Annotated in this window: 12 protein-coding genes; 7 read left to right on the top strand and 5 right to left on the bottom strand. The window is 58.8% G+C overall.

Annotated elements, in window-relative coordinates; genetic code table 11:
• Positions 1-93 precede the first annotated feature (93 nt).
• Positions 94-741: a response regulator gene (locus HNQ59_RS00145; RefSeq protein ID WP_184033506.1), complete on the top strand. Its 648-nt coding sequence runs from the start codon at positions 94-96 to the stop codon at positions 739-741.
• Between the two features lie 10 nt (positions 742-751).
• Entirely contained in the window at positions 752-2,128 is a 1,377-nt protein-coding gene (locus HNQ59_RS00140) for an ATP-binding protein (protein WP_184033503.1), read from the top strand.
• A gap of 54 nt (positions 2,129-2,182) precedes the next feature.
• Here the strand turns inward: HNQ59_RS00140 and HNQ59_RS00135 are convergent, their stop codons facing one another.
• From HNQ59_RS00135 to HNQ59_RS00115, 5 genes are read right to left on the bottom strand one after another with little or no spacing between them, the layout of a single operon-like run.
• The gene (locus HNQ59_RS00135) at positions 2,183-2,896 is read right to left on the bottom strand and encodes a 4'-phosphopantetheinyl transferase family protein (RefSeq protein WP_184033500.1); all 714 of its coding nucleotides are present in this window, start codon (positions 2,894-2,896) and stop codon (positions 2,183-2,185) included.
• 11 nt (positions 2,897-2,907) lie between these two features.
• Positions 2,908-4,350 (bottom strand): efflux transporter outer membrane subunit, encoded by a 1,443-nt coding sequence (locus HNQ59_RS00130; protein WP_184033497.1) that lies wholly within the window; start codon positions 4,348-4,350, stop codon positions 2,908-2,910.
• Complete coding sequence (locus HNQ59_RS00125; RefSeq protein ID WP_184033494.1) at positions 4,347-5,279, bottom strand: HlyD family secretion protein; 933 nt, start codon at positions 5,277-5,279, stop codon at positions 4,347-4,349. Before HNQ59_RS00125 ends, HNQ59_RS00130 begins: the two co-directional genes overlap by 4 nt.
• Positions 5,276-5,992, bottom strand: a complete 717-nt coding sequence (locus HNQ59_RS00120; RefSeq protein ID WP_184033491.1) for an ABC transporter ATP-binding protein — start codon at positions 5,990-5,992, stop codon at positions 5,276-5,278. Before HNQ59_RS00120 ends, HNQ59_RS00125 begins: the two co-directional genes overlap by 4 nt.
• 10 nt (positions 5,993-6,002) lie before the next feature.
• Positions 6,003-7,130, bottom strand: coding sequence for an ABC transporter permease (locus tag HNQ59_RS00115; protein WP_184033488.1), 1,128 nt, complete (start codon positions 7,128-7,130; stop codon positions 6,003-6,005).
• Positions 7,131-8,210: 1,080 nt separating this feature from the next.
• Between HNQ59_RS00115 and HNQ59_RS00110 the strand changes: the two genes are divergently transcribed.
• The 5 genes from HNQ59_RS00110 (at position 8,211) to HNQ59_RS00090 (ending at position 24,574) form a co-directional block, all read left to right on the top strand.
• Positions 8,211-9,239, top strand: coding sequence for a hypothetical protein (locus tag HNQ59_RS00110; RefSeq protein WP_184033485.1), 1,029 nt, complete (start codon positions 8,211-8,213; stop codon positions 9,237-9,239).
• Between the two features lie 272 nt (positions 9,240-9,511).
• Positions 9,512-16,276 (top strand): type I polyketide synthase, encoded by a 6,765-nt coding sequence (locus tag HNQ59_RS00105; RefSeq protein WP_184033482.1) that lies wholly within the window; start codon positions 9,512-9,514, stop codon positions 16,274-16,276.
• A gap of 137 nt (positions 16,277-16,413) precedes the next feature.
• A complete protein-coding gene (locus tag HNQ59_RS00100; RefSeq protein WP_184033479.1) occupies positions 16,414-20,742 on the top strand; it encodes a polyketide synthase family protein in 4,329 nt (1,442 codons plus the stop codon).
• Positions 20,743-20,813: 71 nt separating this feature from the next.
• A complete protein-coding gene (locus HNQ59_RS00095) occupies positions 20,814-23,804 on the top strand; it encodes a PfaD family polyunsaturated fatty acid/polyketide biosynthesis protein (protein WP_184034088.1) in 2,991 nt (996 codons plus the stop codon).
• On the top strand, positions 23,801-24,574 hold the full coding sequence (locus HNQ59_RS00090) for an SDR family NAD(P)-dependent oxidoreductase (protein ID WP_184033476.1): 774 nt from the start codon (positions 23,801-23,803) through the stop codon (positions 24,572-24,574). The genes HNQ59_RS00095 and HNQ59_RS00090 overlap by 4 nt, the downstream gene beginning before the upstream one ends.
• The last annotated feature ends 143 nt before the right edge of the window (positions 24,575-24,717 follow it).

Here is a 24,717-nt window from a genome sequence, read left to right as displayed (position 1 = left end):
CAGGTGAATTCAATGTTCAATTGCCCGGCAACCGGCTACGATAGCGGCTCTTGCATGTGACACGTTATCGACGGAATCAAAAGGTGCAGTCAGATGAATGTACTGTTGGTGGAAGATGATCTGGCCTTGGGCGAAGCACTCAGCCAGGCGCTGCAGCAGGCCGGCTGGCGCGTAGTCTGGGTGAGGCGCCTCAAGGAAGCGAGAACTTTCCTGTCAACGACCCCGCCAGATGCATTGCTGCTGGATCTGGGGCTGCCGGATGGTGAGGGTGGGGAGCTGTTGCAAGGATTACGGCAACAGGGCAAGACGCTGCCGATCATTGTGTTGACAGCACGCGATGGGCTGGAAACCCGGCTGGCGGGGCTGCGGGATGGCGCAGATGATTTCCTCGTCAAACCTTTTGCCATCCCCGAGCTGTTGGTGCGGCTACAAGCCGTCACCCGGCGCAGTGCAGGGTTCGTATCCACCCTTTGGCAGATCGGGCCGCTTGCCATCAATACCGATACTCACGATGTATCTCTGGCCGATCAGGCCATCAATCTGTCACCTTCAGAGTTCTCCCTGTTGTTCGAGCTGGTTCGGAAAGCTGGCAAGGTGGTCAATCGCGAGTATCTCGTCGATTACCTGCATTGCGAGTCGGACAACGCGCTGGAAGTCCATGTCCACAACCTGCGCCGCAAACTCGGTAGCGAATGGGTCAAGACCGTGCGCGGTGTAGGCTACCTGATGCCCAGGGCCTGAGCGTGCGGCCATGTTGACGCCCGCTGCGGCCCGCCGTTCACTGTTCCGCCGCTTGTTGTGGACCAGCCTGTCCGCCATCCTGTTGATCTGGTCGCTACTGCTGGCTTGGTTCTATTGGGAAGTGACCCGGGTGGGCTCTGGCTATTTCGACCGCGATCTGCGCAGCCTGGCTGATACGCTTGCCACCCTCTATAGTGTTGATTTCAAAGAGCCTGAGCGCTCGCATGTCGTGGACCAACAGATCCGGCAATTCAGCCGGGCCTATACCGATTCACCATTGAAGGAGCAGGAGTTCGCGTATCGGGTGCGCAAGGTGGAGGGAGAAGTGGTGTCCGAGACCGCTAACTGGCCCGATCTGGCGGAACCCGCGCCTGGTGCGGATGCGATGAATGTCGAGCGCTGGCGTACCGTCAGGGTGCTGAGTGATGACCAGCACATCACGGTGCAGGTTGCCGTGGCGCGAAGCTTTGTCCAGCGCGCTTTGACAGAAATCCTGATCTTCTTTCTGCTACCGTTGATGCTGGCATTGCCAGTGATCATGTTGATGCTGAAGATCGGCTTTGGGCGTGCGCTACAGCCGTTGCGTAACCTCGCCAGGGCCATTACCGAGCGCGACCCGCAGACCACCGCGCCCCTGATCTACTCCGAAGCCGAGTACCGCGAACTGAAGCCGGTCTTTCAATCTGTCAACGATCTGCTGTCCCGTCTTGCCACCTTCCGGGCGGGAGAGCAGCGCTTTTTCGCTGATGCGGCGCATGAATTACGCACGCCTCTGGCGGCACTTGGTGCACAGGTCCACCTGCTGGCGCAGACTCATGACCCATCACGGCGGCAGGCGCTGGTACAACAGCTGGAGTCCAGCATCGAGCGCAGCGCCACCCTGGTAGGTAAACTGCTCACCCTGTCCAGGCTGGATGCGGAGTCAGCAGGTTTGAAACGCGAGCCGGTCGATCTGGCCAAACTGGCCAGGGCCGCTGTGGCCCGCCATGTACCGCATGCCTTGGCTCATGAGATGGAGCTGGGTTACGAGGGGGTGCAGGCCGCCTCATGCCAGGGGGATGTACATGCGCTGGAGAGCCTGCTGGACAATCTACTGGACAATGCCATCCGCTATTGCCCGGACGGTGCCAGCATACAGGTCGAGGTGGAAGCTGGATTCGCCTGTTGGCGATTGATGATTGCGGACGACGGGCCCGGCATCCCGGCTGCGTGGCGAGAGAACGTATTGAAACGTTTTGTGAGGTTGCCAGATTCACCCGCGACCGGTAGTGGGCTGGGACTGGCCATCGTCAAGCGGGTGGTGGAGCTGCATGGCGGTACACTGTTGCTGACTGATGGGCTGGGCGGACGTGGGTTGGGTGTGGATATCCGACTGCCTTTTGAATGAAGGGGAGATCTTCATTGTCGATCCAGTGCAGGATAGTGGCCATGCCAGCCAAGCCTAGATCAGCCGGTCAATCACACACCGCGTGACCAAGTATTCATTACCGATGGCGTAATCGACCCGATAGGCATGGCCGACAATGTGATGGCTGGATAGCGTCTGCAACAGTTTCAGGTAGATGTGCCCGGAGCGGGTGTCAAGGAGAGAGACACTGGCCTCCAGAAAATCAAAATAGTGCCCGACAGTGGGGTACAGAGCCTTGAACAGACTTTCCTTGGCCGAGAAGACCAGGGTTGCCCATGTCTCATAGGCCAAGCCTTTTTGCAGCCCGATGGCCAGCTCGGCCTGGGTGGCAATCTGGTGGGCGATCAAGCGCAAGGTATCCATGGCCACCGGGCGCTCGATGTCGATTCCCACTCCCATGAAGTGCTGCCGCTCCCCAGCGATGGCGACCGCCAACCCTTTGCTGTGGCTGATGGAGCCAACATAGCCCATTGGCCAGCAGGGTGCGCGATCCCGCCCGATGGGAATGCTGGCCGGGCCACCATAACCACGTTGACGCAATGCCCGTAGCGCACACCAGCGGCCTGCAGCGAACTCGATCTGTCGCTTCAACACGGCCCGATCCAATTGTGCGGGCAGGGGTTGATCCGGCTCGGTCAATTGCTGCAATGCGCCGGTGTCGATCTTGTATCGGCGCACCACCAGCGATAGTGGCGAGGGAAGTGGAGGCAGGCAATACAACGCCAGTTCTGGGCGAACAGGGCTCATGGTCATTTGAGTCATCGGCTGGAAACCCTGGTAGCAAGGTCTGATGTCGTAGATGTGGCCTGATCGACGGGCTCGGCCACCCAGCCACCACCCAGCGCGGCAATCAGGGCGACGCTGGCTTGCAATTGCTCACGGCGGGCCGTCAATTGCGCCTGTTCCGCTGTGAGCAAGGCGAGCTGGGCCTGCCGGACTTGCAAGCCGTCATTGAGCCCTGCACGACGGCTGGTCTGCGCTGCTTTCCATTGCTTATCGGCCAATTGCCAGAGTGACTGGCGACGGTGAACAGTGTCGGTGGCCCAGGTCATGGTCTGGGCTGCATCCTCCACCTCATTGACTGCGTTGATGATGGCGCCGTGCCATTGTGCGTAGCTCGCGCCCGCCAGCGATCTGGCCTGATCGACCTCCGCGCGGCGGCGTCCCGCATCAAACAAAGGTGCGGCAATCTGGGGCATCAGCGACCAGTTTTTGGCATTATCCCGCCGCAGGCCAGCCCAATTGCCGGCGCTGACACCCAACACACCGGCAAGGGTCAGTGCGGGCCAGCGGGCAGCCTCGGCCTCGTCGATGCGGGCCCGGGCTGCGTCATAACGTGCCTGGGCAGCAGCAAGGTCCGGGCGGCGTTGTAGCAATGCGGCGGGTACGCTGGTACCGATGCTGGGGATAGCCATGTCTGCCATGGCCCGACCGACGGGCAGCTTGCAACCGGCGTGTGATTGGGCGGCCAATTGGCACAGGCTGCGCTCGGCGCGCAGACGTTGCTGCTCTATGTGTAGCGCTTGCAAGTCCAGCTCGTCCAGCTGGCGAGCCTCGTCGCGTAATGGGTCTGCAGCCAGCAAACCCACCTGACGTTTGCGCTGCAGCACTTGCTGACGTTCGGCCAGCAAGGCGCGTTGTGTGGCGATGTTACGTGCCATTGACGACAGCTCCGCACGCATCAGCCATAGATCGGCGGTCTGTCGGGCCAGGCTCAGGCGCAGCGCCTGCAGATCGAATCGGTTGGCACGTTGCTCGGCCTCCCCGGCGCGTATTGCAGCACGGATCTTGCCACGCAGATCCAGTTCGTACCCGAAAACCAGTTGTGATGCATGGCGATTGTTGGGGTTCTTGGGGTCTTCGATGGTTTCACCCAGGTCGTATTTCGACTGTTTGCGGCGCTCGACACTGTGCTCCCAATCGAGGGTGGGATATTGTGCCGCCGAGATACCGGCCAGCTCGGCCTTGGCGGCGTCCAGTCGCGCCAGCCCGGCTTGTAGCTCGGTATTGCTGGATTGCACCTGCTCGATCCATTGGCTGAGGGCCGGGTCACCAAGCATGCGCCAGGGGTTGGCATCGGGCATGGTGCCTTGCACCGGCTGAAGGAATTGATCCGGCAACGTGGGCAGCGGTTGCGGTGGGGTCATCTGGTTACAACCCAACACCATGCCGCAAAGAGCAATGGGCGCCCAGTGTTTCATGATCGCCCCGATGTGGTCGGATGCGCGATCTTGACCACCACCCGTTGGCCGATTTTCAACTCGGGTGCATCCAGCGACAGCACACACTCGATCACCCGCACGTCCTGTTTCTCGGTCGGGTCATCATTTTCTGGTCGGCTGCCGAAAACCTCGCCCAACCGCAGCACCTTGGCTTTGTAGACCTTGCTCTCATCCGCCTCCAACACCACCTCGGCAGATTGCCCAGAGGCCACCGACCTGACAAAGCGCTCTTCCAGATCGGCACGGACGATGCGAGGGCCATGTGGCGCAAACATGAACAGCGGCGTGACATTCAAGGTCGAAGCACCATCACCCGGTTTGGCCTGACGCCGGATGATGCGGCCATCCAGCGGTGCCTTGACGACGTGTTGCTCCACCTCCAACCGACCTGCCGACACTTGGGCTTCAGCGGCGGCAACGGTGGCCTGCTGCCTGGTGACCTCAGCATTGGCCAGCGTCAGCTGGTCTTTGGCGTTGTCACGATCCTGATTGGACACCACCTCGTCATCCGGCAAGCTGGCGATACGTTTCCACTCGCGCTGGGCAATCTGCTGCCGCAGGGTCAACAGGGCCAGGGTGGCGCGCGCTTCGTCGCGTTCCTGCTCTTTGATCCTCAAAGCGAGCTGGGACTCACGATCATCGATACGAGCCAACACCGCGCCAGCCTTGACCTCTGTGCCTTCCTCCACCAGCACCGCCTGGACAATGCCTGGCCGTGGAGCGGCAATGTTGATCACACCACCCTCGATGCTGATGCGGCCTTTGGCAATAGCCGCCCAAGGGGACGCCGTGGCGGTCGTGGTGGGCTGTTTGCCAGCCTGGGATTCGGCACAGCCAGTCAGTTCTACAGCCAGCGCAATTGCACCCATGGCACACAGGCTGTAGACGATAGGTCGCAAGCGATTCATGCTGCCTCCAACATGTTGCGGGCACGTTGATCTTTCACTACCGCCCCATCTTCCAAAGTGATCACCCGATCCGCATGTTTGATCAGTCGATTGTCATGCGACACCCCCAGTACCGTCGTGCCGTGTTCCTGGGCAATGTGGTGGAGAATATCGATCACGATCTGGCCATTGTGGCTGTCCAATGCGCTGGTGGGTTCATCTGCGAACAGCAGCTTGGGCTCTTTGACCAGGGCACGAGCAATGGCCACCCGTTGTTTTTCACCACCAGACAATTCCATGGGCCTGAGCTTGATCCGGTTCCCCAGCCCCACCAGCTCCAGGGCTGCAGTGGCGCGTCTGACTGCAACCGCCTTGTCGATTTTCGGGCCGTAATTGAGCGGCAGCAGCACATTCTCCAGTGCAGTCAATGAGGTGAATAGATTGAACCCCTGGAATACAAAACCGCAATATTCCAGACGGAAACGATCCAGTGCTTCTGCCGACAGGCGGCTCAGCTCCATCCCCATGGCATGCACCGTGCCGGAGTCCGGCAACAGCAGCCCGGATAGCACAGAAAGCAGCGTGCTTTTACCTGAGCCGGATGGGCCGATGATCAGGGTCAGCTCGCCAGGCAGGATCGACAGCGAAATGCCATTCAGCACAGTCTGGCGGGTTTTGCCGCTGCTGAACGACTTGACCAGCTGCTCGCCAATGAGGGTGGGCGTGGCAGACATTGTGATTTCCTTATCGCAATAAAGTGAAAGGCTCGGCTTGATTGAGCGCACGTAACGCCGCCAGCCCGGACATGAGCGCAATGCCCAGCACCAGAATACCGGTGAAGATCGCCGCCCAGATCGGTGTTGACAACGCAATATGGGCGGACTGCGCCAGCATCACCAGCAGCACACCGATCCCCGCTGTGATGAGAAGGCCGACCAACCCTACCCAGAACGACTGCTCCACCACCACCGCGCGCAATGAGCGCGTAGATACGCCCAGGGCCCTGAGTGTGGCGTATTCACGCAAGGCTGCCACAATGGCGCCCATCAAGGTCTGGCTGGTGATGACAATCCCCACCAGCAAGCCAAGCGCGGAGGAGAACAGAAACCCAGAGCCCGCACCTGACTCCAGCAGCCAATAGAGCTGCGACTGGATGGAAAACTCCTCCGCCGTCCAGACCTGAAAAGGTTTGAAACTACCATCAGGTTGCAAGGCATCACGTACCGATTCGGCATGTTGCGGATCTTTCAAGCGGATCAGGAAATAATCGGTCGTGTCCCCTCGCAGATACGGATCAATACCCCGGGCGGTGCTGAGAGAGGTCAGAACGTTAGCGCCGCCCATTGCGCGGATTCCATTGACAGTGGCCACGATGCGCACCCGCTTGCCACTCAGCTCCGCGTCATCTCCCACTTTGACACCCAACTTGTCCAGATCGGCTTCATCCACCAGCACGCTGCCGGGTTCCAGCAACTTCTGTCGCAACGCCGGGGTCAGCAGGGTGGCGAAAGTCATGGCATCCGGCTTGGGATCGATCCCGATCAGCACGGCGGACAACTTACCCCCGGTTGGTCGCTGCCAGTCGCCCATCGTCCAGGTGAACCGCTCCACACCGACGACATCCGGGTGCATACGCAGGCTGTTTTCCACTTTGCCAGGGATCGGGCGAGCCAGATCGACACTTTGCGTCCCTGGGTAGCCAACCCACAGGTCGGCAGAAGAACGGTCGATATACACCGCGATTGAGCCGAACATGCCCAGCAGCAAGCTCAGTTGGATCTGTACCAGCAGTCCGGCGAATGCAACGGCCAGCACGGCTGGCAAAAACCGACGCCATTCGTAGATCAATGCGGCACGGGCAACGGAAACCATATTGGCCACCTCATCAAGCGAGATGGGTTGGAATGGGGTGGGCGCGGAGATATTGATCTGACATGACGGACTCCCGATTGGAATGGTGGCCAGTTTGCCGTCATTGGCTTAGGGTTTCCTGAGGGTGAGTGTCTAGTAAATGGCCCAGTTGATTTTTAATTTAAAATCAATTGCTTAATTGAATTTTGGTTGCACAAGGGATGAATCGCCATTTACTGGCATTCGAATGAGCATACGAAGAAAATTGTTGTGGTTTTCCACAAGGAACATTTCGGAAAACCACAATTTTTGAATATGAGGCAGCTGTGGCAAGAAAAATTCTGCTGCTACATGTGGTGAAATGTGGTGCACAGCTGGTGACTTCAATATGGCGATGCCCTCAATACACAGTAGGGGAAAGGCTGTCAGGCTGGCTTTTTCGTACTTGAATATGTACATAATTTTCCTTTTTTGTTGCACTTATGTCATTGCAATTTCCAGGTGAAGTATATTTAAAACAACCTATCGCTTTGGCAAATATAGAAACTTTTCAGATTGAAAATGAAAGGAGTCAAGGGGCGTTTCGATGAAATCTTTTCAATCGACCACCATCTGACATGCTGTTTTGTTTTTGAATAAAACGCATAAAAATCAATAAATTAATGCAAGTCAACAATACGCCAGCATGCACGCAAGATGATTAAATTCGGAATTACGCATTCCATCATGTTGTTGCTTTTGTTCTGAAGCTAATAGATTCTTTGCTCCAATTCGATTGATCTTAAGTGTCTCGAAGAATTCACATCGGTAAATCATGTTTTGCTGATTAAAATCAATTCGAGATTGATCAGATTCAAAACTAGCTGAGTATGTATCAGTAAAACTGTAAAAAATCACTGGCAGAATAGGTTTCAACACCGACCTCAAATGCAGTATGCCAATTCGTTTGTGAGTTGGCAGCCTGCCACAAGATGCATACCCGATAAAACATGCGGACACTCGTTGACCTTAAAGCAGGGTCAGGGTCGGTTTTTTTCTGAAAAAATCAAAGCCTTGTCGCTGACCTGTGGTCGGCGCCAGCGCCAGGAAAGGTAATTTGTCGTGGCAGACCATGTTTCGTGGCAATGGAATCGGATCATCAGCAATGTCGTGATGCGGTTCACGCTGGATCTGATCATTGTCGGCCTGCTGTATTTTGCGGCAGGTCGCGTGTGGCAAAACCTGGAGCCGGCGGCCATTCAATTGTTTATCGCGGCGTATTTACCTTGCGCGCTGGTGATCGTGACTGCCGAAACACTGTTTGATGAACGTAACCGCTTGTCATCCTCTGCCGTTGCCGCCTCCTCGCAATCTGGCTCCCCCCTGGGCAGCCTGGATCTATGGTCAGGGCTGGTCGCCATGGGCGGGGGGCTGGCAGCGCTCTGTATCGGTGGCTTGATGTGGCTGTCCAGCGTTTTACCAGCCAGCTGGGGGACGCTCGCGCTGATATTGGCCTTGCTTTGGTCGAGTCTGGTACTGGCCAGCCTGATCACTGTCCGTTGGATGGGGCTGGGTTATCTGAAGCGTTTTGCCTTGCAATCTCATCAGGACAATCGGCCCGCGACCGAGAGCGAGTCTGACGACCGAATGTTCGGCGCCTACTTGTTGCCATGGGGCCTGCTGGCCGCTGTGCTCTGTGGGCTGATCAGCTACCGCTATTTCTCAGGGCCACACTATGGCGGCGCAGGCAGTATTCCATTCAAGGATGCGGTCTATTCACTCGGTGGGACAGTGTATGTGGTGGGTATGTGGATTTGCCATGTGTGTAAGAACCAGGCCATGGCCGATGTCCGCCACGGCTGGATTGTGGTGCCCGAGTCGGAGCAGATCAAGGAGGCCGATATGTACCTGCTGCTGCATGGTGCAGCCGGAGCCCTCACCGCAGGTGGCATGGTGATCAGTAATGTATTTGTGATCGAACACTTGCCATTCTGGCTGGTGTTGAGCTTGGAAATCTGCCTGGGTGCCGCTGCGGCAGTCGGTGGGGCCTTGCTGGGTGTCGCGCGTGGCGCGGCATTGGCCATGCCGATGCGCTTGAGCCCCTTGTCTGATACCGCCTTTTCCTCCAAGCCAGGATGTGGCGGCAGGTAAGCAGGAGATGCCTCGGGAGCGATGACACCGCCCACCCGATCAGGCAAGTTTGGAGCGTACCGGCTGGATGGCACCTAGGGCTGCCACCCTCCCGTTGAAATTCCAAGCATGGCCGACTCTGTCAGACCAGAGGCTCCGCCATGCCAGGTAGTAGTAACGCATTTGAATGGTTGTAGTGGTTCGGCTCAGGCCGATTGCTGGCTCCCGAAGAGGGAATTTGACTGTTGTAAATGATGTGAAAACGATCTGGCTGTAATCAAGGTGAGGAGCCTATGGACAAGGCGCAGTTGAACAATGCAGGGCGTCCGTCGGACATCGCGATTGTGGGCATGGCAAGCCACTTTCCTGATGCGGCGACGTTATATGATTTCTGGACGAACATCGTCAATCGGAAAGACTCGATCATCGATGTCGATCAGATGAATGGTGATGAATATTGGCGCAAGGCGGATTTCTATGATCCAGACCCGACCGCACCGGACAAGACCTATGGCCATAAAGCTGGTTTTGTGCCGCCGATCGAGTTCGATCCGGTGGAATTCAAGCTGCCGCCCCTGATGCTGGAATCGGTCAGTACCGCCCAGATCTTTGCGTTGTATGTGGCCAAGCAGGCCATGCAGGACGCACGATTGATCGGTGACAATCCGATACCGACAGACAAGGATCGGATTGGTGTGATTCTTGGCGGTGCTGGAAACGGTAATACCTCGTTTTCGTTAGGCTCTCGTCAGCAATCCCCTTATCTGAAAAAAGTGCTGGTCAACACCGGCCTGTCGGAGCCGGTGGCCGATGAGATCATCTCACGCGCCAATGATCTGTATCTGGAATGGAATGAAGACAGTTTTCCAGGCTTTCTGGGGAACGTGGCATGTGGCCGGATCGCCAGCTACTTCGATCTGGGCGGTACCTCCTATATGGTTGACGCTGCCTGCGCCAGCAGCCTGGCCGCCATCAAGTCTGCCATGGGCGAGCTGGCAGACCACAGCTGTGATGTGGTGCTCACTGGTGGGGTCAACCTGGAAAACTCAGTCTTTTCCTTCCTCTGTTTCAGTAAGACCCCGGCCCTGTCGAAGAGCAACATCTCCCGGCCTTTCGATGCTGAATCCGACGGCATGATGCTGGGTGATGGGGTGGGCTTTTTGGTGTTGAAGCGGTTGGCTGATGCCGAGCGGGATGGGGATCGGATCTACGCCGTGATCAAATCCTTGCAGGCATCCAGCGACGGACGCGCCAAAAGCATTTTCGCCCCCCGTCACGAAGGCCAGGTCAAGGCCATGCATCGTGCCTATGAGCGTGCGGGTGTCTCACCTGCCGATATCCAGCTGGTCGAGGCCCATGGCACAGGCACCCAATCGGGCGACCATACCGAGATCCGTAGCCTTCGGGCCGTATTCGAGGCCTGCCAGATTCCAGAAGGCTCGATCGCCATCGGCAGCGTGAAATCGCAGATCGGCCATACTCGTTGCGCGGCAGGTGCTGCCTCCATGATGAAAGTGGCCTTGGGGCTATATCACAAGGTGTTGCCGCCGACCATCAATGTCAAGCAACCCAGCAAAGAGCTGGCGTTGGAAGGCAGCCCTTTCTATGTCAACACCGACAGCAAACCCTGGTTCCGCCCGGTCAGCCAAGCGCCACGTCGTGCCGCGCTGAGTGCGTTTGGGTTCGGTGGCACCAACTACCACGCCATCCTCGAGGAATATCAACCAGAGCAGCGGGCGACCTATCGCCTGAATCGTCGGCCAGAGGTGGTGCTCCTGCAGGCAGACTCACCCGACGCTTTGTTGGTGCAAGGGCAAGCCATGCTGACTGCATGGCAAGGCAAGGAAGGCTTGACCGCATTCCGGCAGCATCAGCTGTCCTCCACCGGACAAGCAGTCCCCACCAGTGCCGCACGCCTGGCATTTGCAGCAGAAGGATTGGCGCAGGCCATCCAGCTGTTGGGCGAAGCCTTGAAGCAGTTGAGCAACAAGCCCGACCAGGACTGGGAACACCCGCTGGGTATCTACTACAAGCCTTTTGCCAAGGCAAGTATGGGGCGGGTGGTGGCGCTGTTCCCAGGGCAGGGAGCGCAATATGTCAGCATGGCGCGAGAAGTCGTCAATGACTATCCGATTGTGCGCCAGACCATCGAGATGCTGGATCAAGTCGCACACGGCCAAGGCCTGTCTCCCTTGTCGGGGGTGATGTTTCCACCGCCGGCATTCAGTGAGGCCACACAAAACGAGCAGATGCAGCAGATCACCCGGACCAGCCGCGCACAGCCTGCAATCGGAGCCATCAGCGCCGGGTATTTCAAACTGTTGCAGGGCATGGGGTTACAGCCAGATTTCTTTGCCGGGCACAGCTATGGTGAGGTGGCTGCATTGTGGGCTGCCGGGGCGCTGACCGACCAGGATTTCGTGCGGGTGTCGTTGGCACGAGGGGCGGCAGTCGAGGCATCGTCTGAAGGCGACATGGGCGCGATGCTGGCGGCAGCAATGAGTGAGGAACAGGCTGAAACCTTGTTACAGCAGTTTCCGGCATTGATCGTGGCCAATTTCAACTCACCCGAACAATTGGTGCTGGGTGGTGCATCGGCAGTCGTTCAACAGGCCTTGGCGTTCTTGAATGAGCGCAAGATCCGGGCACAGATGTTACCAGTGGCGGCAGCCTTCCACACACCGTTTGTCGAACATGCTTGCGTACCGTTCCAGGCCGATCTGGCGGATATCGCCTTCCAGACGCCGCAGGGCAAGGTGTATTCGACGGCCACTGCCGAAACACACGATTCCAACCCCGCTGCGATCAAGCAGGCACTGGTGAAGCAATTGATCAGCCCGGTGCGTTTCACCCAGACCATCGAGCAGATTCATGCCGCAGGTGGCGACCTGTTTGTTGAGATCGGACCGAAAGGCATTTTGGGCAAGCTGGTTGGCGACATTCTGAAAGGCAAACCGCACAGCGTTGTGTCGGTGAATCCAGCCGCCAATGGTGATGCCTCTCTGCAATTCAAGCGAGCGCTGGCCAAGCTGCTGGTAGAGGGGGTGGCATTGCAGGATCTCGACCCGCAGGCCGAGCCAATCCCGCTGCCGCCCGTGGCCAAGCAGACCCGCACCTATACCATGACAGGTGGTTTTTTCCTGTCCGACAAATCCCGTCAGCGGCGCGAGCGGGCGTTGCGTAAGGATTCACAGGTGGTCGAGGCATTCATCCAGTCCCGGCTGCCTGCCAGCGCACCTGCGCTGGCACCGGCGCCAGCGCCAGCATCGACTGCTCCGGTACTGGAAGCCGAACCTGTGGATTGGCCAGCCCCAAGGCTGGAACCCGAATTGTTAGTTGGAACCCTGGTTGAAGACGATACCGGCATGAATTGGCTGCGCGCCGTTCCTGCCTTGAATGGAGAAGGCATGATGCAAAGCGGTAATCAGGAAAATGAAATGCTGAGCGTACTGGGTGCACAAATCCAGGCTCAAAATGTATTAAGTCAGGTTCATCAACAGTTCCAGATCAATCAGCGCGAATACATCCAGCTGCTGAATTCATTGCTGGGCAAGCAGTGTGCGTTGCTGGAGAAATTCCAGGGCAGCCCACAGCTGACAGAAGTTGTATCCAGTCTGAGCCAGAGCTTCCAGCTGCTGGACAAGAATCAGGAACTCTACCATGTCAACCACGAGCACTATTTTGACAATCAGCACGCGATGCTGGGGGGCGATGCGGCTCGCCAGAACCGTATCGGTGTAGCCACCAGCCAGCGCGCACCAATCAGCCTGCCAGCCAGCCCGGCGGTGGCGCCAGTGGTGGCACCCGTCAGCGCGCCGGCCATGCAGCCGGCAGTGGCGACCGCACCTGTTCAAGCACCCAAGCCAGTTGTGCCAGCACTGCAGCCTGCGACACCAGCGCCGGCCATGGCTGCTCCGGTAGCGGTCGCTACGCCCGCTCCTGCGGCCACCAAGCTCAGCCCGGAAGACGAGGCGCTGGTGAAGCGCTTTGAAGCCATCACGGTAGATGAGCTGATCAGCCAACTGATCGAAATCGTTAGTGATCGCACCGGCTACCCAGCGGATATGATCACGGCGGAAATGGATCTGGAAGCTGATCTGGGCATTGACTCGATCAAGCGTCTGGAGATCTTCGGCGCGATGTTCGACATTCTGGCAACTGATGTGCCGTACTTCCAGGACGCAGAGAGCACCAAAGAGTCGGAAACCTTCGATATCGATGCATTCAGCAATATCCGCAAAATGGCTGTGTTCTTCAAGGACACCATCGACGAGCTGTTGGCGGAAATCAAAGGCCAAGGCGCATCCAGCGAAGCCGCTGCCACTGTTGAGACAGCCGAAGCCGCGCCTGTGGTCAACACGCCGGCTGCAGCAGCTGAATTACCCGCCATCGTCGAGACACCGATCGAAGCGGCACCGCCGATCCGTAATCTGGGCGTGGTGACGACCACCCGCAAGCTGGCTGATCAAGCAGGGGATAAGGAATCTGCCGCAAAAAAATCCCTAGCTGAGCCACGGGAAGACGCATCTGCCCCGGCTCGGCGCTTGATTGCAAGTGATGCCGATACTGTTTCCCAACCCGTACAACGCTTCCAGCCGGTCAAACGGCTCTTGCCGAAACCGGATCAACGTGACCTGGCCCTGCCTGCAGGGCAGGTATGGTTGATAACGGATGATGGAAAGGGCCTGAGTGATGAGCTTGCACAGCAATTGCTCGCCAGAGAACAGAAAGTGGTGCGGCTGGCCTTGGCCTGGCAACCGTCCAAGGGCAATCGCAAGGGTATTCAGGGCGTGGTGGACTATGCCCTGGAACAAGCCGACGAAGGTAGTCTGCAGACCGTGCTGAGCCGGATCACCGAGACAGAAGGTGTCATCGGTGGGGTGATCCACCTGCAGGCGGCTGGGCAAGTGAGCAAGTCGGTGCTGTCGGCGTTTCAGGCTGCCGATTATGATCAGGCGCGGTTTGCGTTCAACTTGGCCAAGGCCATGCAGCCACGATTCAGCGAGCAAACCATCGGGCGTTCTTTCTTCTTCCTCATTAGCCAGGTGGATGGTGAATTGGGCACGGCTGGCCGTGGGAATTATCCACTGGTAACCGCTGGTGTGACCGGTCTGAGCAAGTCATTGAATATCGAATGGGAGCAGACATTCTGCCGCACGGTTGATCTCGACCCGAAAGCCAACAAGGCATTGGCAGCATCGATGATTGTCGAGGAGCTCAGCGATGCCTGCACCGATGTGGCTGAAATCGGACGTGGAGCCAAGGGTGAGCGTATCGGATTAGGTTTCGAGGCGGTGTCGATCGATGCCGAGGCCGCACTGACCGATATCGACGATAAATCGGTATTTGTGGTGACCGGTGGTGCCCGTGGCATCACGGCGGAGTGTGTCATCGCGCTGGCCAAGCGATACCCTGCACGCTTCGCACTGTTGGGTCGCACCCGCATCGATGGCGCAGTGCCTGCCTGGGCAGAAGGCATCAGCGAAGTCAACGCACTCAAAGCCAGTGCCATCAAGCACCTGCAGCAGCAAGGCGAGCAGCCGACACCGGTGAAGGTGGATCGGATGTTGAAGGATGTGCTGCAACTGGCTGAGGTGAGACAGACCCTGACCAGGATCGAAGCCGCAGGCGGCCAGGCGCGTTATATCGCCTGCGACATCGCTGATGGTAAGGATGTGGCGCGTGCCATGGCCGATGTGCAGCGCGAGCTGGGGCCGGTGACCGGGCTGATCCATGGCGCAGGCAATCTGGCCGACAAGCGGATCGAGAAAAAGACTGCAGCAGACTTCGACAGTGTGTTCCTGACCAAGGTCAAAGGGCTCGAAACCCTGCTGGCGGCCATCAAGGTGGACAAACTCAAGCATGTGGTGGTGTTTTCGTCGGTGTCTGGCTTCTTCGGCAACGCGGGGCAGACCGACTATGCGATGGCCAACGAGGTGCTGAGCAAGTTTGCTTGGCTGTTCCAGACCCAATACCCGAAAGCCTATGTGCGAGCCATCAATTGGGGCCCGTGGGATACCGGCATGGTCAATGATGTGCTGAAGAAAGCCTATGCAGAACGCAATCTGGCCATCATTCCAACTGACATCGGCGTTGGGCATTTCGTCAACGAGTTCCGCCACGCAGCGGTGCCACAGCTGCTGATCGGCGGGGGCAGTTATAAAGTCAGCCCAAAGATCAAACAGCTGCCAGAGCTGACTGAAATCAATCGGATCATCAAGGCTGAGGACAACCCCTTCCTGAATGATCATGTGGTTGATGGCCACGCCGTGCTGCCGGCCACGCTGGCGATCGGCTGGATGGTGCAGCTGGGTGAAGACGTGTTGCCAGGCTATCACTTCGAAAAGCTGGTCGATTTCCGGGTCCTGAAGGGCGTGGTGTTCGATGAGGCGGAGCAAGGGCAATTACGGGCAGAGATCCGCCCGCTGGCTGGCCCGGAAAAAGGCAATGATCGGCATACCTTGTCCATCCGGATCGTCAGCGACCAGCCGACAGGCGTGCTGCAGCGCTACCAAGGTACATTGGTCATGAGCCATGAAAAAGTGGCCCAGCCAGTGTTCACCGGAGCCAATCTGGCTGGGCAGGTCGAGGTGCAGACGCTTTATGGTGATATGCGGCAGGGGGCGTTGCTGTTCAGCGGCCCGATCTTCCGTGGGGTGCAGCGCATTTTGAACGTGGATGCCGCACACCTGACCCTGGCGGCGCAATTGCCTGAGGTCACGGCCACACAGCAGGGCCAATTCCCGATCTGCAGCTTCAACCCCTATCTGGGTGACGTGTGTGTGCAACCGCCGATGGCCTGGCTGTTATTGCAGACAGACAAGGCGGGCCTGCCGTCGCAAATCACGCAGTGGGAGCAGTTTGCAACGCCAGCAGCAGGTCAGCCGTTCTACCTGTCCTTGTCTGTATTGTCGCAGACACAGGCCGGGCTGGTGACCGACATCGTGGTGCATGACGAAGCCGGTCGGGTATTCAGCAAGCTGTCCGGGCTGACATTTACCGTCTCGAAGAAGTTACGGCAGCTGCTGTGCGACCCGGAGGATTCCACGATCAGCTGATCGATCCACCCTGGTAGTCATTGACGGGCGCCGGTGCCCGTGCCGATGCCGCCTTCCCTGGCTGAGTCCCGGGAAGGCCCGGCAGGGCAGCGTGCGCCCGGCAATCTTTGAATAGCACGATTTTTAGGCATGGACGCATGATGGAACACATTGCCATTGTCGGCCTGGGTTGCCTGTTTCCCGGCGCCGAGACACCCGCGCAGTACTGGCAAAACCTGCTGGATCGACGCGACTGCACCACGCCACTTTCCAATACGGAATTGGGCGTGGACCCGACGGTGTACTTCGACCCGACACCGGGTACCACCGACAAGATCCACTACAACAAGAACGGCCATGTCCGTGGCTTTCAGTTTCAATCGGCTGGGTATCGACTGCCCAAGGCCCAACTGGATGCGCTGGATCCGCTGTATCAATGGACACTCTACGCGGCAGACCAAGCCCTGAAGGATGCGGGCCATGGTCAGGCCGACGAATCGATCCGCCAGCGCTGTGGGCTGGTGATCGGCAATATCGGGATGCCCACGCACTCGGTGAAGCGGCTGTTTGCCGACTTCTACCATCGCATGCTCGACCCCTATCTACAAACGCTGCTGGGGCGACCGGATTTTCATCTGCAAGCACCCTGGTCAGCAGCCGGCCTGTCTGAAATCAACCTGATGACGGGCAGCCACAATGCCACCATTGCCGCTCAGGCACTGGGGTTGACCGGCCCTTGTTATACGCTGGATGCCGCATGTTCTTCAGCACTGTATGCCGTCCGTGTTGCCAGTTATTACCTGCAGAGCGGGCAGGCTGACATGATGGTGGCGGGTTCGGTGTGCCACGCCGATCACGTCTATATCGACCATGGTTTCAATGTCCTGCAGGCCTTCCCGACCGATGGCGAATCGGTGCCGTTCGACCGACATTCACAAGGTCTGAAGGCAGGTGAGGGCGCGGGCATGATTGTGTTGAAACGCCTGTCAGATGCAGTCCGTGACCGCGACACCATCTATGGGGTCATCGAGTCGGTCGGCCTATCCAATGACGGCGGGGCCAAACACATTCTGGTGCCCGATTTCAACGGCCAGATGCTTGCCCTGCAGCGTGCCTACCAGCAGGTCAATGGTGAGATCGATTATCTGGAATGCCATGCGACCGGTACCCCGGTGGGCGATCAGGTCGAGCTGGGCTCGGTGGAGGCATTCTTCGGTGAGCGGGGCCACATTCCGCTGATCGGCGCCAATAAAGGCAATATCGGCCATATGCTCACGGCCTCGGGCATGGCCAGCATTCTCAAAGTGCTGTTGGCCATGAAGTACGGCACCATTCCGCCCACCATCGGGGTCAAGGACATGGTGGCCACGCCCAAGGGCACGCTCGGGTTGCAGCATGTCGTCACCCAGACCTGCGATTGGCCAAGCCATGGTGGGCCCAAGCGTGCAGGCATCAATGCTTTTGGCTTTGGTGGTGTGAACGGGCACATGGTATTGAGCGAATACCACCCACAGATGGTGCAAACCGATATCACCACGCTGAAGACCGTGCCGGTGTCGATCATTGGCATGGGCTTGTCATTGGCGGGCACCGATACGCTGGCGGCATTCGATGACACCCTGCGGCAGGGGCGTGACCACTTCTCACCCTTGCCCCGCACCCGCTGGCTGGGGCTGGAAGGGCGCACAGACCTGCTCGCGCCGCGTGGGTTCGATGGCGCGCCGGTTGGTGCCTACATCGAATCGCTCGATTTCGATTGCAAACACTACAAACTACCACCCAAGGTGATCGGCACCCATTTGCTGTCTCACCTGTTCCTGATGCCGGTGGCCGAGCGTGCCTTCTACGACGCGGGTTATCAGCTGGATGGTGAGAAACGTAACATCGCCGTGATCGTGGCGGGCGACGTGGATCTCAATTGCGCCCGTTATCAGGCCCGCAATGAAATCAGCTGGCAGATCCGCCAAAGCCTGGGCAGGCAGGGTATCCAGCTCACCGAGGCGCAGCAGCTGGCTTTGGAGACCATCGCCAAAGATGCGTTGTTCCCCACGCCGTACCCAGAGGGCATCACCGGGGGCATCGGCAATGTGGTGGCGAGCCGTATTGCGGCACACCTCAAGCTGGATGGCCCAGCGTTTGCCTTGGGCTCGCATGAGAATGCGCCATTCAAGGCGATCGAGCTGGCTCAGTTCATGTTGTCTGAGCAATTGGTCGAGGCGGTGATCGTCGCGGGCGGTAGCTTTGGCGGCAGTCTTGAAAATGTGCTGTGGTCGAGTTTACGCCAGCCGGGTCTGCCTATCGGTGAAGGTGTGGGCATGGTGGTACTCAAGCGTGAGGACGAGGCGCAGGCCAAGCAAGACCGCATCTATGCCACCTTGACAGGCTTGGCGATTGGCCATGCTGTGGAAGGCGATGTGGCGTTCACGCCACGCGCAGACCAAGTGGCCCAGATCGCGGCCCGTGCCTTGCAGCAAGCCCGCTGCACACCAGATCAGATCGATCTGCTTGAGCTATGCAGCGGCGGCCAGCACCAATTGGCCGAAGCCGAGCTGGCTGGGCTGTCGCAGGTCTACCAGACTGGCACACGGTCACAAGCCGCAGTGGTGGGCTCGGTGAGCGGCAACTATGGCTACTTGTCTTTGGCGCAGGGCATGCTGGGTATCATCAAGACGGCATTGAGCCTGTATCACCGCTATCTGCCCCCCGCCGCCCGGTGGTCGATGCTTGCCACGGGCCAAGCCCTGCCGGGGCTCAACACCTTGGCGGCGCAGGCCGCATGGGATGCACCGACAGGAGTACGGCGGGCTGCAGTAAACAGCATGGGCCTCGATCATGCCTACGCACACCTGATCCTGCAGGAACCGAGCGAGACCAACCGTCAGCAAGCCAAGGTGCCCGCCCCGTATCAACAGCGCGTAGGCAGCTTGATGAGCCGGGTCTACACCGGGCGTGAGCAGACCATTCCCGACATGATCCTGACTGCTGAGCATTGTGCGATATTCGGCACGAAGCTGCCGGATGCCGTTACGCCCACTCTGCCAGCCAAGCCCACCATGCCTGCTGCGCAGTATGACGGTGATGCGCTATGGCGCGAATCGGTCAGAACGGCCCGCTCGCAGATGCAGTTCCTCCGTGCGGAACAGCAATTCTATCGGCGGTTGAATGCCTTATTGGGTGGCCAGCTCGCGCCGACAGTCCAACCGGTCAAGCCCGCTGCAGCCACATCGACCGCACCCGCCGCACCATCGAAACCAGTGCTGTTCGATCTGGCGCAGTTGATCGAGCTGACTGATGGCTCAGTCGCCAAAGTGCTGGGGCCGGACTACGCCGAAGCCGATACCTACCCGATCCGCACCCGGATGCCATCGCCACCCTATATGTTTGTGTCACGCATCACGGCGATGTCAGCGGAAAAAGGCAAGCTGGAGCCCTGCTTCATCGAGTGGGAGTGTGATCTGCCACACGATGCCTGGTTCTCCATCGACGGGTTGGTGGGCGCGTTTGTGTCCCTGGAATCCTCGCATGCCATGATCGTGGCCTTCACCTACATCGGTTGTGATCAGCTGTTCAAAGGGCAATTGCGGTATCGGGCCGTGGATAGCCAGACCACGCTCTACAGCGACATGCCCAAGGCAGGCGAAGTGCTGCGCGGGCGGGTCAATATCAAGTCCTTCCTGAAGGTCGGCAAGAACGTGCTGATCGCCTACGAGTACCTGTGTTATGTCGGTGATCGGCTGTGCTTCAAGCTGGAAGCCAATTCCGGCTTCTTCCTGCCCAAGGATATCGAGAAATCGAAGGGGGTCGATCCGACACCTTATCTGAAGGCCACCCAGTCAGCGGAGCCATTCAAGCCGTTGCTGACCTGCGATAAGACCGCATTCAGCACGGCGGACATCGATGCCTTACAGGCGGGCGATACCGTTGCTTGCTTCGGCCCGGCCTACCAGACGGCGCGGGTTGGCCATCTGTACGCACCCGCAGCTCGCATGCTGCATCGTATTGCCTCGATCAATACCGATGGCGGGGCATTCGGGCTGGGCGAAGTGGTCGGGGAGTGCGATATCGACCCGGATCATTGGGCGTTCAAGGCGCATTTCAAGAATGATCCGGTGATGCCCGGTACCTTGGTCGTGGAAGGCTGCGAACAGACACTGAAATTCTTCCTGTGCTATCTGGGGCTCTACAACCAGCTCGATCTAACCCCGCATACCCTGATCGATCACCACTACAGCGCCAAGTTCCGAGGCGAGGTGAAATGCCAGGCGGAAACCCTGCGTTACCGGCTGACCTGCAAGTCGATCGACCGTACTTACGAGCCGGATGGCCACACCCTGCAGCAGATCGCCCTGGTCTTTGTGGCCGAGATCATCTACCGCGGCAATGTGATCGGCATCTGCGACAACCTGGGCGCGGGTTTCCGCCGCCCAGGCATTCCACAACAACCGCCAGTCAAGGCGGTGCAACCTGTGATCGAGGTAGCCAAGTGAACAACGACACACTGAGCGTCGCGCCACGTTTTGCGCCGGCGCCTTATCAATGGCAAGGCCAGGCGGGTAAATTGCAGCAGACCTTGCAGCAGGCCCAGCAACGCCTGTTGGAGCTGTCCAAGCCTCTCTACGTGCTGCAACATCAGCAAGGGGCGGTGCTGGAATCGGGCGGCGGCCTGGCACCGCAAGGCCAAGTGGGATGTCTGGGCATTGTCCCTGGCATCACGCCGGAGCATCTGGGTGACCCGAGCTTCCTGCATGACTATGGCGTGCGTTTTGCCTATTACGCCGGGGCCATGGCGGGCGGCATCAACTCAGAGGAGATGGTGGTCGCCCTGGGCGCCAGGCGCATTCTGAGCGCGTTCGGTGCGGGTGGGTTGACGCTGGATCGCATCCGCACCGCCATCCGCCGTATCAAAGAAGCGCTGCCCAACGGCCCTTATGCCATCAACCTGTTGCACAACCCCAGCCAGCCCGATTGGGAGATGGCCTGCGTCAAGCTGTTCATCGAGCAGGACGTGAAAGTGGTCGAGGCCTCCGCTTACGTCAATCTGTCGGCAGCGATTGTGTATTACCGCATCAAAGGTCTGGAGCAGGGCGTCGGCAACACGGTGATCCGGCGCAATCGCGTGATTGCCAAAGTCTCACGCCGCGAGGTGGCACAGCACTTCCTGAGCCCCGCCCCAGAGAAGGTAGTGCGCAAGCTGCTGGCGGAAGGCCTGATCACCGAGCAACAAGCGTGGTTGGCTTCACGGGTGCCAATGGCGGATGACATCACCGTCGAGGGAGATTCGGGCGGCCATACCGACAACGGTGTCCTGAGCTGCATCTTCCGCTCCATCGTCGAGCAGCGGGATGAGCTGGTGGCCAAGCATCAGTACCCCTTCACCGTGCGGGTCGGGGCGGCAGGTGGCTTGGGCACGCCCCATGCGGTGTTGGGTGCCTTTGCAATGGGTGCAGCCTATGTCGTCACCGGCTCGATCAACCAGGCTTGCGTCGAGGCCGGCACCTCGGCGGCGGTCAAGATCTTGCTGGGTAAGGCCAAGACCAGCGATGTAGCAATGGGGCCTTCCGCTGACATGTTCGAGCTGGGCGCCAAGGTGCAGGTGCTCAAGGGCGGCAGCATGTATGCCATACGTGCGACCAAGCTGCATAACCTTTACAAGCAGTATGAATCGCTGGAGGAGATCCCTGCCGCCGAAGTGGCCAATCTGGAACAGACCCTTTTCAAACAACCATTGGCGCAGGTCTGGGCCGATACCGAAGCATTTTTCAAGTCCCGTGGCAACGAGGCGGTGATCGTGGCGGCCAACGCCAATCCCAAGAAAAAGATGGCATTGGTATTTCAGTGGTATCTCGGCCAATCGTCACGCTGGGCGATCAGCGGGCAGGCCGATCGCGCAGTGGATTTCCAGATCTGGTGCGGTGCCGCCATGGGCGCCGCCAATGAGTGGCTGAAGGGCAGCGCCCTGGAGGCAGTGGAAAATCGCCATGTGGCTGATATGGCGGTGGAATTGATGGCGGGTGCGGCCTATCTGGGCCGTGTGAACGCCTTGCAGCAACTCGGCGTGGTCGTCCCAGAGCCGCTACGCCGCTACCAGCCGGGCGCTGCCCGGCTGAATGAGCCGGACGAGGCCGATCAGACTGACACGGCCCTGTCGTCTCCCCCCCCAACCATCCGTAAGGAAGAGGATCGTAAGCATATGGAAGCTGAAACCAAACTGTCGTTGACCAAATCCAAAGATTTCTACAAGCAGTGCTGGGAGCTGCTGCCAGGTGGCACCCACTACAACTTCGGTGATCCGGAGCGCCCCCTGGTCATCCCATTCAACCGTGGCCGCAATTCCCGGGTGTGGGATCTGGATGGCAACGAGCACCTGGATCTGTTCTGCAAATTCGGCGCCCTGTTCGTCGGCCACCATAACGAGGCGTACAACGAATCGCTGATCAAATACATGCAGAAGGTGACCTCGGTGGACACCTGCGATCTGGAGGTCGAAGTCTGCAGCCAGATGATCAAGCATGTCCCCTGCGCCGAGATGGTCCGTTTCTGCCTGAGCGGCACCGAGGCCGTGCAAAACGCGCTGCGCCTGGCGCGTGGCTTTACCGGCAAGAATCGCTTCATCCGCTTCCATGGCCATTACCACGGCAATGCCGACAACATCATGGGTTGGCGCAAGAAGAAGGATCTGAGCTACCCGGTACCCGAGCAATTCAAGGGTGACCTGCTGGACACGCTGGGCCGTGCCGACGGCGTCATGGAATCGCAGTCATTCGTATTGCCCTGGAACGACATCCAGATCCTCGAAGCCACCATCGAGCGTTATCACAGCGAAATCGCCGCTGTATTGATGGAGCCGATCTGCATCAACGGCGGGGGCATCCTGCCGCGCGAAGGCTATCTGGAGCGGGCGAAGGAGATCTGCGAGAAGTACAACGTGGTATTGATCTTTGACGAGATCATCACGGGTGTCCGTCTGGGCTTGTCCGGCGCACAGGGCATCCTGGGCGTGACACCCCACCTGGCCACCTTCGGCAAGGCACTGGGCGGCGGCTCGATGCCGATCTCAGCGATTGCCGGTCGTCGCGACATCATGGATATGTACACCCGTGGCAAGGTGATCCACGCTGGTACCTTCAACGGCTACCCGCTGGGCCTGGCCGCAATCAAGGCGACATTCGATCTGGTCGAGCAAGACCCTGGCTGCTACGAGCGCATGGCTGGTTTCACCGCACAGATCTCCGATGCCTTCGTGCGGGCTGCACATGCCAACGACCTGCCAATGGTGGTGCAGGGTATGCCGACCGCACTGGTCTACCACTCGCAGGATACGGCGGTGGATCGCTCTGAAGGCTACAGCGACAAGGTCAAGTTCTGCGACATCATCATCCGTGAAATCTCCAAGCGTTATGGCATCCAGTTCTCGCCTTTGTCACGCATCTACTCGAATCTGCTGATGAATCAAGATGATGTGCGCTTCTTCGAAGAGCGGATCTTTGACGCACTCGCCAACGCCAAGAAGGTGATCGACATCACTTTCAAGGAAGGAGAAGCAGCGTGAATCGGCAGATCGCCATCGTCACCGGTGCCGCAGGCAGTTTCGGCGCCGCCATCAGCCAGTCCTTACTGGATGTCGGCTATGCGGTGGCGGCGACCGACCTCGATCACGCGGCACTGGAACGATTGGGCCAACAGCTGGGTTATCCGGAGCATTTGAAGACCTTTGCGATGGATATCACCGACCCAGCCCAGGTCGAGGAGGGCGCCCGCCAGATCATGGCGCGCATGGGCACCAATACGACAGTGTTGGTGAACAACGCCGGCATCATCGGGCGCGGCTTCTGCACGTCGGAGAAGAGCGTGTCGATGTCCAAGCAGGTGATCGATGTCAACCTGACTGGCGCCTTCAACTGCACCTCAGTGTTTTCCCGCCAGATGGCGCGTCTGAAATATGGGCGCATCATCAATATCGCCTCGGTAGCCGGTATCTGGGGGGCGGCTGGTGGCGCAGCCTATGCCGCCTCCAAGGCTGGCCTGATCAAAGCGTCGGAATCCTGGGCGCGTGAGCTGGGGCCGATGAACATCAGCGTGACCGCCATTGCGCCGGGCATCTGCAAGACCAATATGCTCAACCGCTTTGTGGAAAACGAAGCTGTGTCGGCTGCTGCGGTGGATGAGGCGAAGATCGTCAAATCGATCGTGCCGGTCGGACGCTGGGGTACGCCGGAGGATGTGGCCGAGGTGGTGACCTTTCTGGCCACCTGCAAAACCAACTATTTGAACGGAACAGTCATTCCGATCGATGGGGGAATGCGCATCGGCGCGTTGTAGCAGCAAAGCAGTTCAGGGTGGTGGCCAGGACTGGTCACCACCCCAGCCTGTGGCCCATGGGCCTGGCAGGTGTTGTTGAGGCAGTAACCGATGGGGTGTTGCGCCTGTGCCGCCCCGTATTGATGAATGCATTTCGTTTGGGA

The sequence above is a fragment of the Chitinivorax tropicus genome, assembly GCF_014202905.1.
GTDB lineage: Bacteria > Pseudomonadota > Gammaproteobacteria > Burkholderiales > SCOH01 > Chitinivorax > Chitinivorax tropicus.
This window is presented reverse-complemented; position numbering and strand designations above follow the sequence as displayed.